Raw genomic sequence first — 13,121 nt, forward strand, 5'->3', positions numbered from 1 at the left:
CGCTCTTATCGCCCGCTAAAAGTGCATTTTTTCAAACGGAATTTCATACTGTGAAGGGTTGAAGGTCACGCCCTTAATCTTAGGCGAGAAAATCGCCTTGGTTCTGGAGTAGGTCAACGGAATATAGACGCCTTCATCCGCCAACGTGGTAAACAGCCAGGCATAAAGCGACTGCCTTTCCTGCTCGTTCGGCGTCAGCAGCAGTCGGCCGATAGCATCGTCAATCTGCGGCTTGTTGGCCAGCCCCTTTTGTCCCTGATAGTCGGCGTGGGCGGGAATGCGAAACGACGAAACGAACGACGCCGGGTCGTAGGGCGTTCCCCACGACAGGGAGTACTGTAAATCGAAGTCGCCGGACTTCTGCCGGTCTAAAAACGCCTGCTTTTCTTCCCCCAGAATGTCGAGCTTCACGCCTATCTTTTTAAAGTCGTCCTGAATCAGCTCGGCAATCTCCCGTTCGGCGGCGTTGTTTCGGTTGTAAGAAAGCATCAGTTCCAGCGGCTTGCCCGCTTTTTCACGCACCGTTTTCCCGGCGGGCAGTCGCCAGCCGGCCTGATCCAACAGCGCGTTGGCTTTTTCCAAGTCAAAACGGTAGGTCGGCAGGTCGATGTTGCAGTAGGGTACGCCGCGCGACATCAGGGTATCCGCCACGCTTTCCGTATCGTCCATAATGCCGGAGGCGATCGCCTGCTTGTCCACCGCGTACTGCAACGCGCGGCGCACGGCCTTATCCCCGGTGATAGGGCGGCTGCTGTTGAGCACCAGCGCTCTGGAGGCGACGGGCGGACTCATCAGGGTCTTATACTGGCCGGATGCCTGCAGAGCTTCAAAGCTGTCCATATCCAACATGTCGCCGTCCGCACCGAAAATCAGCTGAACGTCGCCTTTTTGCAGCGCCATCAGCATAGACTGACGGTCGGGGATGACCTTCCACAGCACGGCGGAAAGCTTAGGCTTAGCGCCCCAGTAGTTGGGGTTGGCGGTAAACAGCGCGTACTGATTGACCTTGTGCTCCGCCAGCACCCAGGGGCCGGTTCCGGCATAGCTTTTCACGCCGCTTTTGGTTTTACCGTCGATAAACGACTTTGGCGAAATGAAGCGGAATGGCCGGGTTAACCCCAGCTCCACCAGCGTCGGGTAGTAGGGATTTTTTAGCTTTATCTCGACGCGATAGGGGTCGAGCACGCTGACCTTTTCAATCTGCTGCACCAGCTCCAGCCAGGCGTGGCGCTGATAGTTGTCCAGCACGGCGTCGATGTTCAGCTTCACCGCCTGCGCGTTGAAGGGCTCGCCGTCGCTAAACGTCACGTCCTTGCGCAGGGTAAAGGTGTAGGTTTTGCCGTCGGGGGAAATCTCCCAGCTCTCGGCCAAAAACGGCTTCACGCCGCTTTCGGTATTCACCACCAGAGGCTCGAACACCATGTTTTGCGCGGCCATCTCGCCGGAGTACAGGTGCGGGTTAATGTCGCGAATGTCTTTGGTGCTGGCGTAAACCAGCCGGTTAGCGTCCGGTGCGGCCTGCGCGCCGAAGGCACAGGCCAGCAGTAAAAACAGCGCCGTGACGACGTTAAGCGGACGTATTTTCATCGTTATTCTCCTCTTAGCGTTCAGCCAAACTCAAAGCGCCTACTTTTCAGCCACGATCATAAACATCGGCGTCGACGCGTAGTTAATCTTTTCCTCTTCATCCCACAGCCCTTCGGCTATGCGGGTGTCGACCAGCAGCCGGTGGAAACCGCAGTCCAACAGCGCTTCGCTGTCCCATCCTGGGCGCATCTCGCGGCTTAACGGCAGCTCGCGGGCGATATTTTCCATTGCGACCGTGTCGGTGTTGGCGTAGTGATCGTCGATGTTGGAAGCCTGCGCATTTTGGCGATCCTGCAGGTATCCCCGGCGATAGCGCTCGTCAAACAGGTGTAGATACCAGTTGGCGTCGAAGTTAATCAGGCGGCCGCCCGGCTTCAGCACGCGACGCCACTCCTGATAGGCTAACTTGGGGTATTTGAGGTTCCAGGTAACGTTGCGGGTCACGAGGAGGTCGAAGGTGTCGTCGGCAAACGGCAGACGGTGGACGTCGGACGTCACGAAGTTAACGTCAACGTCGTGCTCGCGGGCGTTGGCCTTTGCCTTCTCCAGCATGCCTGGCGTCACGTCGACCGCCGTTACCCGATGCCCCGCCATTGCCAGCGTCACGGCAAAAAAGCCGGGGCCGGTTCCTACGTCCAGCACGTTTAGGCACGCGCAGTCCGGTGCGTTTCTTAAAATAGCGCTTTGCCACAGGGCGCGCTTGCTCCCCTTAAGCTCGGCTTCGTTAACCTGGCTATAGCCGTCGGCGCGCGTATTCCAATAGCGTTTTACGTCGTCCAGCAGCGTTTTAGAAAAGACTTCATCAAGTTGTAGCGTCACGGCGGGCACCTGTTTTGCGGGTTATCGACTCAAGTGCTTCTCACCGGCGCGGTTGAGAAGCGTGGGCAAATGGTATAGCACCCCACCCGCCGCGCTCAACCAAAAGTATGCAATTTAATAAAGAAGTTCATACTTTTTTGCGAAAGGTCATAAAACGAGCGTCTCAAGCGCCTCTGAGACAAATTTTGTTACAGCCTCCACAGACGCGGCTACGGCCGAAGCCTCAGCGTCAGCAGGAAGATGCCGGCCCCTACCGCCCCCAGGCACAGCAGCGGGAACAGCGGTATGCCAAACAGCGTGAAGTTGGTCGCCAAAAGCCAGGGCGCAAGGCCGAGCGCAAACGCCGCCGTTACGATAGCCACTGCCAGCGTCATGGCGCTGCGCTCTAAAGAGCGGCCCAGATCGTTTAAGTTTTTCACCTCCAGATCGGCATGCAGCTTGCCGTGCTGAAGCCGGCGAAGCACCAGGCTTAGGGTCTGCGGCAGCTCTTCACAAAGCTCGACCATCTCGATGCCCAGACGCTTGAGCCTGCGGCCCGACGCCCCCGCGCCGTAGTGTTTGAGCATCGCCTCCTGCAAAAATGGCGTCAGGGTGCCGATGATGTCGATATTTGGGTCGATGCGGCGCAAAACGCCGTCGGCGGTGATCAGCGCCTTAAACAGCAGCACCAGATCCGATGGCAGGCTGAGCTGATATTCGCGCGCGACCGCAAGGATTGTCATCAGCGCGTGCCCTAGCGGGAGTTCACCGGGGCCGACGCGCTGATAGAAGTCCTGCACCGCAAGTTCAAGCGTCGCGCTGTCCGGCCCTGCGTCTTCGCTCCAGCGAATGAGCGTATTGACCAGCCCTTCGGACTCCCGCTCCGCCAGCGCCTGCATCATCAGCAACAGCTGATTGCAGCGCCGCTCGGAAATCTGCCCCGCCATGCCGAAGTCGATAAAGGCGACCTGGTTGTCCCCCACCGCCATCAGGTTGCCCGCGTGAGGGTCGGCGTGGTAAAGCCGGTCGAGAAACACCATCTGCATAAAGGCCAGCGCGCCCTTGCGGGCCAGCGTCGGCCCGTCAAACCCCGCCTCGGCGAGCTGACGCTGGCTTTGCGGCGGCGTTCCCGGAATGTAGCTTTGCACGATCAGGTGTTCGGTCGAATACTCCGGCCACAGGCGAGGGATGACGATGTCCGGGCGGTCGCGGAAGTTTTCGCCAAAGCGCTGGGTGTTTTTCGCTTCCTGCGTCAAATCAAGTTCGTTGTGCATGGCCGCCGCCAGCTGTCTAACCAGCTGGCGTGGATGGAAACGAGCCAGATCGGGGCTTTGCTGCTCAATCACCTCGGCCAGCCAGGCCAGCAGCCGAAGGTCGGCGTCAATCGTCTCTTTAAGCCCCGGCTTCAGCACTTTTACCACCACCTCTTCGCCGCTGTGCAGGCGAGCGCGATAGACCTGCGCCATCGATGCCGACGCCAGCGGCGTGCGGTCAAACTCGGCAAACACCTCTTCCGGCTGCGCGCCGAGGGCGTCGCTGATGCGGTGGCATATTTGCTCCCAGGGAACGACGGTCACGTTGCTATGCAGCTTTTCAAGCTCGCTGGTCCAGCTCTCGTCGAACAGGTCGGCGCGCGTCGCGAGGATCTGCCCGAGCTTGACGAACGTCGGCCCCAGCGCCTCCAGCGCCTGACGCAGCCGCTGCGGCTGGTTCTCCGGTACGGTGTCGCTGACGGGGCGGCGGCCAAACAGCGTATTGAGGCCGAGAATGCGAATAAGATCCTGCAGGCCGTAGTTAAACAGCACTTGCCCTATGGATTTCAGACGCACGCGGTCCCGCGCGGTAACGTAGACGGTCTTTAGCAGCATATCGCATCCTTTTCGGTAAGCCTCGGCCGATGGCGAACCGACAGAGAAAAAACGTAACGGTTAACTAGATAAACGTTTCGCCGTTAGGGGTCAACGGAAAGTGAGCTATTTTCGGGCGCGCGTCTCTAAACGTCAAAGTTCTTGGTTTTTCTTTCGTCTCTGGCCTGTGCCTGTGCAAAAATAGCCGTCGGCAAAAATGATGAAAGGATATGCCTGATATGGCAAGAACCACCGAAACGCTAAGGATTAGCGCAATAGCCGACATTCCCACGGCAGAAGCGATAAAAAAGATCCCCAGAGAAAAAACGCTGCGGCTGGTATTTGAGGACACCGTTAAAGAGCAAAGAGAAACCGTGGGCCAAGCGCTGAAAAACGACCTCGACGGTTTTTGGGTAGGCGTTCACATGATTGAGCCGGAAATAAACGTCGCCAAGCTAATAACGGAACAGGAAGTTGAACGCCATCAGGACTTCTTTGAAGCCTGCGCCAGAGACTACAGAAACCTGGCGACGGAGTTGATTTTTGCGCTCGCTCAGCAGCTAAATGTTCGCATTGAGGAAAACTACCCGCTATTAACCTTCAATCCATTCAAGGCAGGACGTAAGCACAAAGGCGTCATGGGGGAGTGGAGATACTTTTTTCACGGATATCACTGCGCTTTTGACAACCCAAAAACAGGGCAATGTATAGAAGTCCCGCTCGTTTTCGGCCTTGAGTTCGGCGACCTGGATCCCTATTTCTTCACCCGGTTTATCAAGTCGACAAAAGCGTATCGCCCACTCCCCGTTGAGCTCTACGAAGACTATCGCGACGGCGTACGGGTCAATCAGAAGATGCTGGCGCTCGGCAAGTTTGAAAGGATAGAGGCCGCGATGCCAAATCACTTCGGCATCGCCGTTGCGGGCCGTGAGAAAATTGACGTCGAGTCTTTTCAGACGAGTAATAAAGCCAAACCAAAGCGGCGTTTTGGCTTTGCCGGTCTTTTAAAACGTTTGCCTAAAAGCTAATAGCTTACTTCCAGACCTCAAACGCCAGCTCCAAATGAGCCTCGCCGGAGGAAAGCCAAATCGTCCCATCCTGAATGGTCGCCTGTAGGGTCATCGTGCGTTCGCACAGGGCAACGAGCTGTGCCAGCCGGGCGTCATCAAGGAAAAAGACCGACAGGTTTTCGTATTCCGCCAGCTTTTGCTGGTTCTGCTGCCACCAGACTCTGGCGGCGCGCTCGCCGTAGGCGTACAGAATCACGCTCTCGGCGCGGCGGCTGGCCTTGCGCAGGCGCTTTTCGTCCGGCAGCCCCAGTTCTATCCAAACAATGGGATCTCCCACGTCGTTTTGCAGCCACAGCTCCGGCTCGTCGTCCGCACAGAGGCCTTTGGTAAACGTCAGGCGCTCGTTGGCATGACAGATCCACGCCAGCAGGCGCAGCATCATACGCTGCTCCGTTTCCGACGGGTGCTGCGCCAGCGTCAGCGTGGTATCGAGATAAACCTGGCGGTCCATATCCGCCACGTTCAGCATGGCTTTATAAATTGTTGCTTTCAGAGCCATGTTGGCTGTGTCCCGTAAAGAAAAACGACGTGCAGTGTAACCAATCCTGCGGATAAACACAGCCATTTGATATATCTTCAATGCGCCATAATCAGCTAAAGAAACTTTTTTTCCCAAACGGCGGCAAGTAGCTGATATAAAAAATAACGGCTATGCTATAGTCAACGCACTCTCGACGGCGTGGGGCCTTTTTGACGCCGGTTGAGCAGAGTTTTTGCGTAAAGGCGGTTCACGGCAAAGGAGGTATCAATGCAGAAGTACAGTGAACCCGTTCGACGGAAGTATGCGCAAATCGCCAGCGGCGAACTCGGATACGTTGCCGATGCGCGAAGTTGTGTGCTAAAAACATTAGACGACATTGCGGCCAACGCTGCACTGCCGTCTGACGTAAGGGAAAGTGCGGCATACGCTGCCGCCAATTTACTGGTGAGTGATTATGGTGATGACTGAAAAAGAGTACCAACCCATAAATTGTGATGACTATGATAATTTAGAGCTCGCCTGTCAGCACCATCTGGTTCTTGAAATCAAGCTCAGAGGCGGTGAGAAACTGGAGGCTAAGGCCTGCGACCTGCAGCTGAAAAAGAAAGTGGAGTACCTGATTGTTGAGGCCAATGGAGAGCAGCGCGAGCTGAGGCTCGACAACATAGCCTATTTTAGCCACCCCACCCTTGGCAAAATCGAAATCAGCCTGGCGGATTAACTCACGCCACCGCGGGCAGGCAATCTGCCCGCGCATCTTCCACCCTCTTTCCAATTCCCTGCTACTCTTTCTCCCCCATGCCCGCATAATAGGCCGCAAGGTCGGCGATGTCCTGATCTGAAAGCGCCTGAACGTAAGCGGCCATCACGTTGGCCAAGCCGCCGGTGCGCTCGCCCTTCTTGTAAGCCTGCATGGAGTGCTCCAGATAGATCTGGTTTTGACCGGCCAGATTAGGGTACGTCGGTATGGTTATCTTGCCGTTCATTCCGTGGCAGGCAACGCACTTGGCCGACTTGTTTTTACCGGCTTCGGCGTCTCCGGCGGCGTGGACGGAGAAGTTAATCAGGAGAGCGCTGCAAAGTAGGGTTAGGGATTTTTTCATTGATGGGGCTCCAGTGAGTGTTATTGATTTCAGTAAATAATGCCAAACCTGTTAAATCGGCTTCAGTGGATATTCCGACCGAAAGTACAAAGTGCCCATATAATCACTGTGCTCGGTCGGAAGAGCGCTTTTATTAGCCTTGGGAGTGCGTCGGGCATAGCCTTCCTAGGGGCCGTTATGAAGCCTTCGGCTTCACCCTAACGGGCCAGCGCAAGCGCTGTTCAAATCAGCTTACGCTGATTTGTCGTTGGCTCACGCCAAGTCGACCCCAACGGAAGACTCTCCCTCCGTTTGATTCCGCAAGTTGTTCCAAATTTACTTTTAGTGTTTGTCATCAATCTGGCGCGGACACCCTGCGCAAATCGTTATCGTATTGAACATGCCAAACCGCATCGCCCTGCTTTGCTTCGCCGTCTCGGGTGGTGAAAACGCCGACAGCGGCGATCGGGGTGTCGTTATAAAACAGCAGCGGCGTGCGCTGGCGCAGCCAGGGGGGGACGCCGAATTCCTGCCACAGCTTTTTGAGCGGGCGGGAGTGCGGGCGTCCGACGATTTCCAGATTCATGCCGCCCGGCGCACAAAAGCGAACGGTTAGCCGCTCGTCGGCGCGGGGCATTCTCAAGGCCAGGCCTTCTTTCGCAGGAAGCAGGGAGCCAAGCCCGTCGGGAAGACGCAGCCGTGACTTTCCGTCCCATTCAAGCACGGCGTTCGAGACGTCGTTCATCGGCGGCAGCAGGTACAGCCTCTGACGATAGCGGCGGACCTGATGGGTTGAAAGCGTAAGCTGTGGCTGGGCGTCCTCCTGGCTTTGCGCCACTTCAAGCCATAGCGTCTCGAGCTGCTCGCGGGAAGGCATCTGCGCCCCGCAAAGGCTAAACCAGCGGCGGAGCAGAGCGCGGCGCTGGGCAGCGGAAACGGTGCGCAGCCCGTCGACGTCCAGCGCGCCGTCGGCGTCGCACAGCCGGGTAAGCGTCGGTGCTAACAGCTCGTCGAGCAGGCTTTCCTGCTCGGCGCACAGCTCGGCGCTGCGGGCGACGGCTCGCGTAAAGTGGGGCCAGCGCGCGTCTATCTGCGGCAGCACGTTGAGCCGCAGGAAATTGCGGTCGTAGCGCGCGTCCTGATTGCTTTCGTCATCTACCCACGTCAGGGCGTTTTCCGCCGCGTAGCCCTCGATGTCGCGACGAGAGACGTTAAGCAGCGGACGCGCCTGCGTTCCTTTGCCGAAAGGCATTCTTTCCGGCATGGCCGAAAGCCCCGCCGGGCCGCTGCCGCGCTTTAGCGCTAACAGAAAGGTTTCGCACTGGTCGTCCAGATGCTGCGCGGTGACCAGCGTTTCCCCTTCTGCAAGGCGCTCGGCAAACGCACGGTAGCGGGCATCGCGCGCCGCCGCCTCAATGCCGGCGCCTGCGCCTGCGCCATCTACGCTGACGCGCACCACCTCCAGCGGCACGTTCCAGCGCTCGCACTGAGTCCGGCAGTGATCGGCCCACGCGTCGGCGTTTTGGCTCAGGCCGTGGTGAACGTACACTGCTCTAAGGCTAAAGTCCGGGCGTAGCGAAGCCTTAAGCGCCGCCAGCCCGTGCAGCAGCACCGTAGAATCGACGCCGCCGCTAAAGGCCACCAGCAGCCTGGCGTCACTCGCTAATGCGTGCGCCAATTGTTTTAATACGTTCTCAGTGTTTGCAGTATCGTTACGCGCCATCACAGGACTCACACAAAATTTTTACCTGACATTTACCCTATTTCTCTGAAGGGATTATACCCGCATCCGGCTAACTGTCGCTTTCATAAAGTTCTATCGGCAATTGGTCCGGATCGCGAAAAAAGGTAAAACGCCGACCGGTATAGGGATCGATTCGCACCGCTTCGCACTCGACGCCCTCTTCCACAAGCGTTGCTATCGCCTCGTCGATGTCCTTGACGCTAAACGCTAAATGCCTTAATCCGCAGGCTTCTGGCGAAGTTACGCGCGGCGGCGGCGAGGGAAAAGAAAACAGTTCAATAGTGTAAACGCCGCCCAGGGCAAGGTCGGCTTTCCACGAGTCCCTCTCCTGTCGATAGCACTCAAACAGCAGCTCAAAGCCTAATGTATGACAATAAAATCGTTTGCTTTGCTCGTAGTCCCGACAAATCACTGCTATATGGTGCATTTTTTCCACTTTTATCATCAAAAACCCCGAACAAGAAAATTTATTACCTTTTAAATCAATATATTGAAAATCATCACACAATAATCATTTATCGGTATTTTTGCTGGTAACACGATTCAGCTCACTGAATTACAAAATAATAACAACTAGAATCCGGCGCCAGAATACGTTAATACCAATACTATAAAGGTTGAAATATGTCCGAGTATCTTTCCTTTTTTCTGGGAATCATTCCACTCATCGCAATGATTGTGATGATATTAAAATTAAAAACCCCCATTCACTATGCGGTTCTCATTTCTCTTGCCATCACGCTCGCCATCGCCGGCATATTCTGGAGTACGCCGGTGCAAAGCCTATCCATGGCGACCCTTTACGGCGCATCCAAAGGGCTGTGGCCGATTGTCATTGTGATCCTGGCCGCCATTTACAGCTATAACCTGATGCTGAAAACCGGCAGCATGGAAGTCATTAAAAACGTGCTGGCCAACATCAGCGACGACAAGCGCATTCAGATCCTGCTTATCACCTGGTGCTTCGGCGGGTTTCTTGAGGCCGCCGCGGGCTACGGCACCGCCGTTGCTATCCCTATCGGCATTCTGGCGGCGCTGGGCTTCAACCCGCTAAAGGCCGCCGTCGCCTCGCTGGTCGCCAACTCCGTGCCGACGGCGTTCGGCGCGGTGGGCATTCCGGTGTCCATCCTGGCCGAGCAGACCGGCCTGCCGGTGCTTGAACTGGGCAGCACCATCGTTATGCAGCTAGCGCTGTTCAACATCCTGCTGCCGTTCGTGATTGTCGCCATCGGCGGCGGCGGCATCCGCTCTATTAAAGGGGTGTTCTTCATCACCCTGATGTGCGGCGTCAGCACCCTTATTCCTCAGTACATCGTCGCCACCTATCTGGGCGCAGAGCTGCCCGCTTTCGCCGGTAGCCTGGTGAGCCTGCTGGTGACCGTTTTCCTCGCCAAGCGCCATAAAACGCCGAAGAGCGAGCAAACTCAAGGCGAGCAGCGGGAAGTCGTCAAATACACCGGCGTTCAGCTGTTTCGCGCCAGCGCCATCTATCTGCTGATCTTTATCTTCATCCTGCTGTGCTCGCCGCTGTTCCCTGGGGTGAAAAACGCCGTTGGGCAGATTTCCAGCGTGTTCCCCTTTGCGCTCAGCGACACCAACGTGCTGAAGCTTAAGATTGAATGGTTAAGCACGCCGGGCGTATTGATCATTATCGCCACCTTTATCGGCGGCGCAATCCAGGGCGCCGGCATTGGCACCATGCTGTCGATTCTGCGCGCGACCGTAATTCAGCTTAAAAACTCGGTTATCGCTATCGCCGCCATCGTCGCGATGGCAACCGTGATGGACACCAGCGGCATGATTGGCGCCATCGCCAACACGCTGGTCAGCGTCACCGGCAACGGCTATCTGTTCATTGCTCCGGTCATTGGCGCGCTGGGCACCTTCGTTACCGGCAGCGACACCAACTCCAACATCCTGTTCGGCAAGCTGCAAACCAGCGCCGCTGCGCAGCTGAACGTCGATCCTGTGATGCTGGCCGCGGCCAACACCTCCGGTGCGACCGGCGGCAAGATGATCTCTCCACAGAGTATCGCCATCGCCGTTTCGGCCACCAAGATGGACGGCCAGGGCAGCGCCATTATGTCCGGCGCGCTCAAGTATTGCGCAATTTATATTATTATTCTTGGCATCAAGATTGGCGCGATATTTTATTTATTCCATTTGTAATACAAATCACATACAACACGTTAGACCAATGGTAGTATTTAGCGCCTGATAACTAGCCGGCCCCCTTCCGGGGCCGGTTCAGACCAACGAAAAGAACGCGGATAACCAGCCCTTTGTTTATTTTCTATTAAATACAATCGTTAATCGCTGATTATTCTTTGCCTGTGGAGCAATGCTTTATGAAAGTCAATTTCTACGTTACCTGTATAGGTGACACCATTAAGGCCAATATGGCCCGCGACAGCGTTTTGCTGCTCGAACAGCTGGGCTGTGAGGTCTTTTTCCCTGAACGCCAGGGCTGCTGCGGCCAACCGGCGCTCAACAGCGGCTACGTCAACGACGCCAAGCCGGCCATGAAGTCGCTTATCGCCGCGATGGAAATCAACGACTATCCGATCGTTTCACCGGCAGGCTCCTGCACCTACGCGATTAAAAGCTACCCGACCTATCTGGCCGACGAGCCGGAGTGGGCCGCCAGAGCGCAGGCGGTAGCGGACCGCATGCAGGACTTGACCAGCTTTATCGTCCACAAGCTGGGCGTGGTCAACGTCGGCGCTCGCCTGCAGGGCCGTGCGGTATATCACCCTTCCTGCAGCCTGTTTCGCAAGCTCGGCGTCAAAGACGAACCGATTACGCTTTTGAACAACGTTGAAGGCCTGGAGCTTCTGCCCATCGTCAATCAGGAAACCTGCTGCGGCTTCGGCGGCACCTTCTCCGTCAAGATGTCGGAAATCTCCGGCGAGATGGTAAAAGAAAAGGTTGAGCACATCATGGACGTTGAGCCCGACTTCGTTATCGGCGCCGACACCAGCTGCCTAATCAACATCAGCGGCCGCCTGACGCGAGAGAAGCGTCCGGTAAAAGTCATGCACATCGCTGAAGTATTAATGAGCCGCTAAGGGGACCGAGACAATGTCGATGAAAACCAGCAACGTCGAATTCAAGCCTCGCATCAAGGCAGAGATGGAAGACTCCATCATGCGCAACGCGGTCGCGATGGCTCAAGAGCGCATCGGCGCTAACCGCCAGATCATGGTGAACGAACTGGGCCACTGGGACGAATGGCGCGACCGCGCCGAGCAAATTCGCAACCACGTGCTCGAAAACCTGGACGCCTACCTGTATCAGCTGTCCGAGAAGGTTACCCAGAACGGCGGCCACGTTTACTTTGCCCGCACCAAAGAAGAAGCCACCGACTACATCCGCAACGTGGCTCGCGAAAAGCAGGCCAAAAAGGTGGTGAAGTCCAAGTCGATGGTGACCGAAGAAATCGGCCTCAACCACGTCCTGCAGGCCGAAGGCATCGAAGTGGTCGAAACCGACCTCGGCGAATACATCCTTCAGGTCGATAACGATCCGCCGTCGCACATCGTGGTGCCGGCCATCCACAAGGATCGCTATCAAATCCGCAAGGTGCTGAACGAGAAGCTGGGCTACGACGGCCCGGAAACGCCGGAAGCGATGACCCTGTTCATCCGCGAACGCATCCGCAAGGACTTCCTCGAAGCCGACATCGGCATCAGCGGCTGTAACTTCGCCGTCGCGGAAACCGGCAGCCTGTGCCTGGTCACCAACGAGGGCAACCTGCGCATGGCGACCACTCTGCCGAAGACCCACATCGCGGTGATGGGCATGGAGCGCATCGCACCGACCTTCGAAGAAGTGGACGTGCTGATTACCCTGCTGTGCCGCAGCGCGGTGGGCACCCGCCTGACCAGCTACAACACCTGGCTGACCGGCCCACGGGAAGAAAACCACGTCGACGGCCCGGAAGAGTTCCATCTGGTGATTGTCGACAACGGCCGCTCCAAGATCTTAGGCTCTGAGTTCAAAGACGTGCTGCGCTGCATCCGCTGCGGCGCCTGCCTGAACACCTGCCCGGCCTATCGTCAAATCGGCGGCCACGGCTACGGCTCCATCTATCCTGGCCCTATCGGCGCGGTGATTTCCCCGCTGCTGGGCGGCTATGAAGACTTCCACGATCTGCCCTATGCCTGCTCGCTGTGCAACGCCTGTAACCAGGTTTGCCCGGTGAAAATTCCGCTGGCGCAGCTTATCGTCAAGCACCGCCGCGTGATGGCCGAAACCGGCCTGACGCCGAAGGGCGAACAGCGCTTCACGCGCCTGTTCAACTACGCCAACGCTCACCCCGCCCTGTGGAAGGTCGGCATGACGATGGGCGCCAAAATGGCGAACTGGATGATCAAGGACGGCAAAATACCGTTTAGCGTCAACGTCCTCAACGACTGGACTGAGGCTCGCGACCTGCCGGCGCCGGACGGCGAAGGCTTCCGCAGCTGGTTCAAACGTCATCAGGCCCAGAAGAACAGGTAACGGGGAATA

The 13,121-nt window shown here is 56.9% G+C and carries 13 protein-coding genes; 6 read left to right on the forward strand and 7 right to left on the reverse strand.

Features of this window, described 5'->3' with window-relative positions:
* Positions 1-15: 15 nt before the first annotated feature.
* The 3 genes from nikA to G544_RS0108550 form a co-directional block, all read right to left on the reverse strand.
* Positions 16-1,581, reverse strand: a complete 1,566-nt coding sequence (gene nikA, locus G544_RS0108540) for a nickel ABC transporter substrate-binding protein (protein WP_027274208.1) — start codon at positions 1,579-1,581, stop codon at positions 16-18.
* A gap of 45 nt (positions 1,582-1,626) precedes the next feature.
* Positions 1,627-2,406: a class I SAM-dependent methyltransferase gene (locus G544_RS0108545; protein ID WP_027274209.1), complete on the reverse strand. Its 780-nt coding sequence runs from the start codon at positions 2,404-2,406 to the stop codon at positions 1,627-1,629.
* Between the two features lie 209 nt (positions 2,407-2,615).
* Positions 2,616-4,250, reverse strand: a complete 1,635-nt coding sequence (locus G544_RS0108550; RefSeq protein WP_027274210.1) for an ABC1 kinase family protein — start codon at positions 4,248-4,250, stop codon at positions 2,616-2,618.
* Between the two features lie 221 nt (positions 4,251-4,471).
* On the opposite strand from G544_RS0108550, the gene G544_RS0108555 reads away from it, so the two are divergent.
* Entirely contained in the window at positions 4,472-5,260 is a 789-nt protein-coding gene (locus tag G544_RS0108555; RefSeq protein WP_027274211.1) for a DUF6896 domain-containing protein, read from the forward strand.
* 4 nt (positions 5,261-5,264) lie between these two features.
* Here G544_RS0108555 and G544_RS0108560 read toward each other — a convergent pair whose 3' ends face one another.
* The gene (locus G544_RS0108560; protein WP_027274212.1) at positions 5,265-5,801 is read right to left on the reverse strand and encodes a YaeQ family protein; all 537 of its coding nucleotides are present in this window, start codon (positions 5,799-5,801) and stop codon (positions 5,265-5,267) included.
* A gap of 249 nt (positions 5,802-6,050) precedes the next feature.
* Here G544_RS0108560 and G544_RS0108565 point away from each other — a divergent pair, with 249 nt between their 5' ends.
* Together G544_RS0108565 and rof are read left to right on the forward strand one after the other, a co-directional pair.
* On the forward strand, positions 6,051-6,251 hold the full coding sequence (locus G544_RS0108565; protein WP_027274213.1) for a YaeP family protein: 201 nt from the start codon (positions 6,051-6,053) through the stop codon (positions 6,249-6,251).
* Positions 6,238-6,504, forward strand: a complete 267-nt coding sequence (gene rof / locus G544_RS21690) for a Rho-binding antiterminator (RefSeq protein WP_071783339.1) — start codon at positions 6,238-6,240, stop codon at positions 6,502-6,504. Before G544_RS0108565 ends, rof begins: the two co-directional genes overlap by 14 nt.
* A gap of 61 nt (positions 6,505-6,565) precedes the next feature.
* Here the strand turns inward: rof and G544_RS0108575 are convergent, their stop codons facing one another.
* The 3 genes from G544_RS0108575 to G544_RS0108585 all read right to left on the reverse strand — a co-directional run bounded on the left by G544_RS0108575 (position 6,566) and on the right by G544_RS0108585 (position 9,054).
* Positions 6,566-6,886 carry a c-type cytochrome gene (locus G544_RS0108575; protein WP_027274215.1) on the reverse strand — a complete coding sequence of 107 codons (321 nt, stop codon included), beginning with the start codon at positions 6,884-6,886 and terminating at the stop codon, positions 6,566-6,568.
* A 334-nt stretch (positions 6,887-7,220) separates the two neighbouring features.
* Positions 7,221-8,588 (reverse strand): tRNA lysidine(34) synthetase TilS, encoded by a 1,368-nt coding sequence (gene tilS, locus G544_RS0108580; RefSeq protein ID WP_036023623.1) that lies wholly within the window; start codon positions 8,586-8,588, stop codon positions 7,221-7,223.
* Positions 8,589-8,658: 70 nt separating this feature from the next.
* Positions 8,659-9,054 (reverse strand): VOC family protein, encoded by a 396-nt coding sequence (locus G544_RS0108585; RefSeq protein ID WP_027274217.1) that lies wholly within the window; start codon positions 9,052-9,054, stop codon positions 8,659-8,661.
* Positions 9,055-9,233: 179 nt separating this feature from the next.
* Here G544_RS0108585 and G544_RS0108590 point away from each other — a divergent pair, with 179 nt between their 5' ends.
* From G544_RS0108590 to G544_RS0108600, 3 genes are all read left to right on the forward strand, one after another.
* Entirely contained in the window at positions 9,234-10,778 is a 1,545-nt protein-coding gene (locus G544_RS0108590) for an L-lactate permease (protein ID WP_027274218.1), read from the forward strand.
* Between the two features lie 179 nt (positions 10,779-10,957).
* Positions 10,958-11,677, forward strand: coding sequence for a (Fe-S)-binding protein (locus G544_RS0108595; protein ID WP_027274219.1), 720 nt, complete (start codon positions 10,958-10,960; stop codon positions 11,675-11,677).
* Between the two features lie 13 nt (positions 11,678-11,690).
* Positions 11,691-13,112 carry a LutB/LldF family L-lactate oxidation iron-sulfur protein gene (locus tag G544_RS0108600; RefSeq protein WP_027274220.1) on the forward strand — a complete coding sequence of 474 codons (1,422 nt, stop codon included), beginning with the start codon at positions 11,691-11,693 and terminating at the stop codon, positions 13,110-13,112.
* The last annotated feature ends 9 nt before the right edge of the window (positions 13,113-13,121 follow it).

Origin of the sequence: Leminorella grimontii ATCC 33999 = DSM 5078, assembly GCF_000439085.1 — a bacterium.
Taxonomy (GTDB): domain Bacteria; phylum Pseudomonadota; class Gammaproteobacteria; order Enterobacterales; family Enterobacteriaceae; genus Leminorella; species Leminorella grimontii.

Bases quoted from the DNA above. Each gene is read 5' to 3' on its own strand.
- G544_RS0108555 (WP_027274211.1), top strand. From the start codon at position 4,472: ATGGCAAGAACCACCGAAACGCTAAGGATTAGCGCAATAGCCGACATT.
- G544_RS0108560 (WP_027274212.1), bottom strand. From the start codon at position 5,801: ATGGCTCTGAAAGCAACAATTTATAAAGCCATGCTGAACGTGGCGGAT.
- G544_RS0108565 (WP_027274213.1), top strand. From the start codon at position 6,051: ATGCAGAAGTACAGTGAACCCGTTCGACGGAAGTATGCGCAAATCGCC.
- rof (WP_071783339.1), top strand. From the start codon at position 6,238: ATGGTGATGACTGAAAAAGAGTACCAACCCATAAATTGTGATGACTAT.
- G544_RS0108575 (WP_027274215.1), bottom strand. From the start codon at position 6,886: ATGAAAAAATCCCTAACCCTACTTTGCAGCGCTCTCCTGATTAACTTC.
- tilS (WP_036023623.1), bottom strand. From the start codon at position 8,588: ATGGCGCGTAACGATACTGCAAACACTGAGAACGTATTAAAACAATTG.
- G544_RS0108585 (WP_027274217.1), bottom strand. From the start codon at position 9,054: ATGATAAAAGTGGAAAAAATGCACCATATAGCAGTGATTTGTCGGGAC.
- G544_RS0108590 (WP_027274218.1), top strand. From the start codon at position 9,234: ATGTCCGAGTATCTTTCCTTTTTTCTGGGAATCATTCCACTCATCGCA.
- G544_RS0108595 (WP_027274219.1), top strand. From the start codon at position 10,958: ATGAAAGTCAATTTCTACGTTACCTGTATAGGTGACACCATTAAGGCC.
- G544_RS0108600 (WP_027274220.1), top strand. From the start codon at position 11,691: ATGTCGATGAAAACCAGCAACGTCGAATTCAAGCCTCGCATCAAGGCA.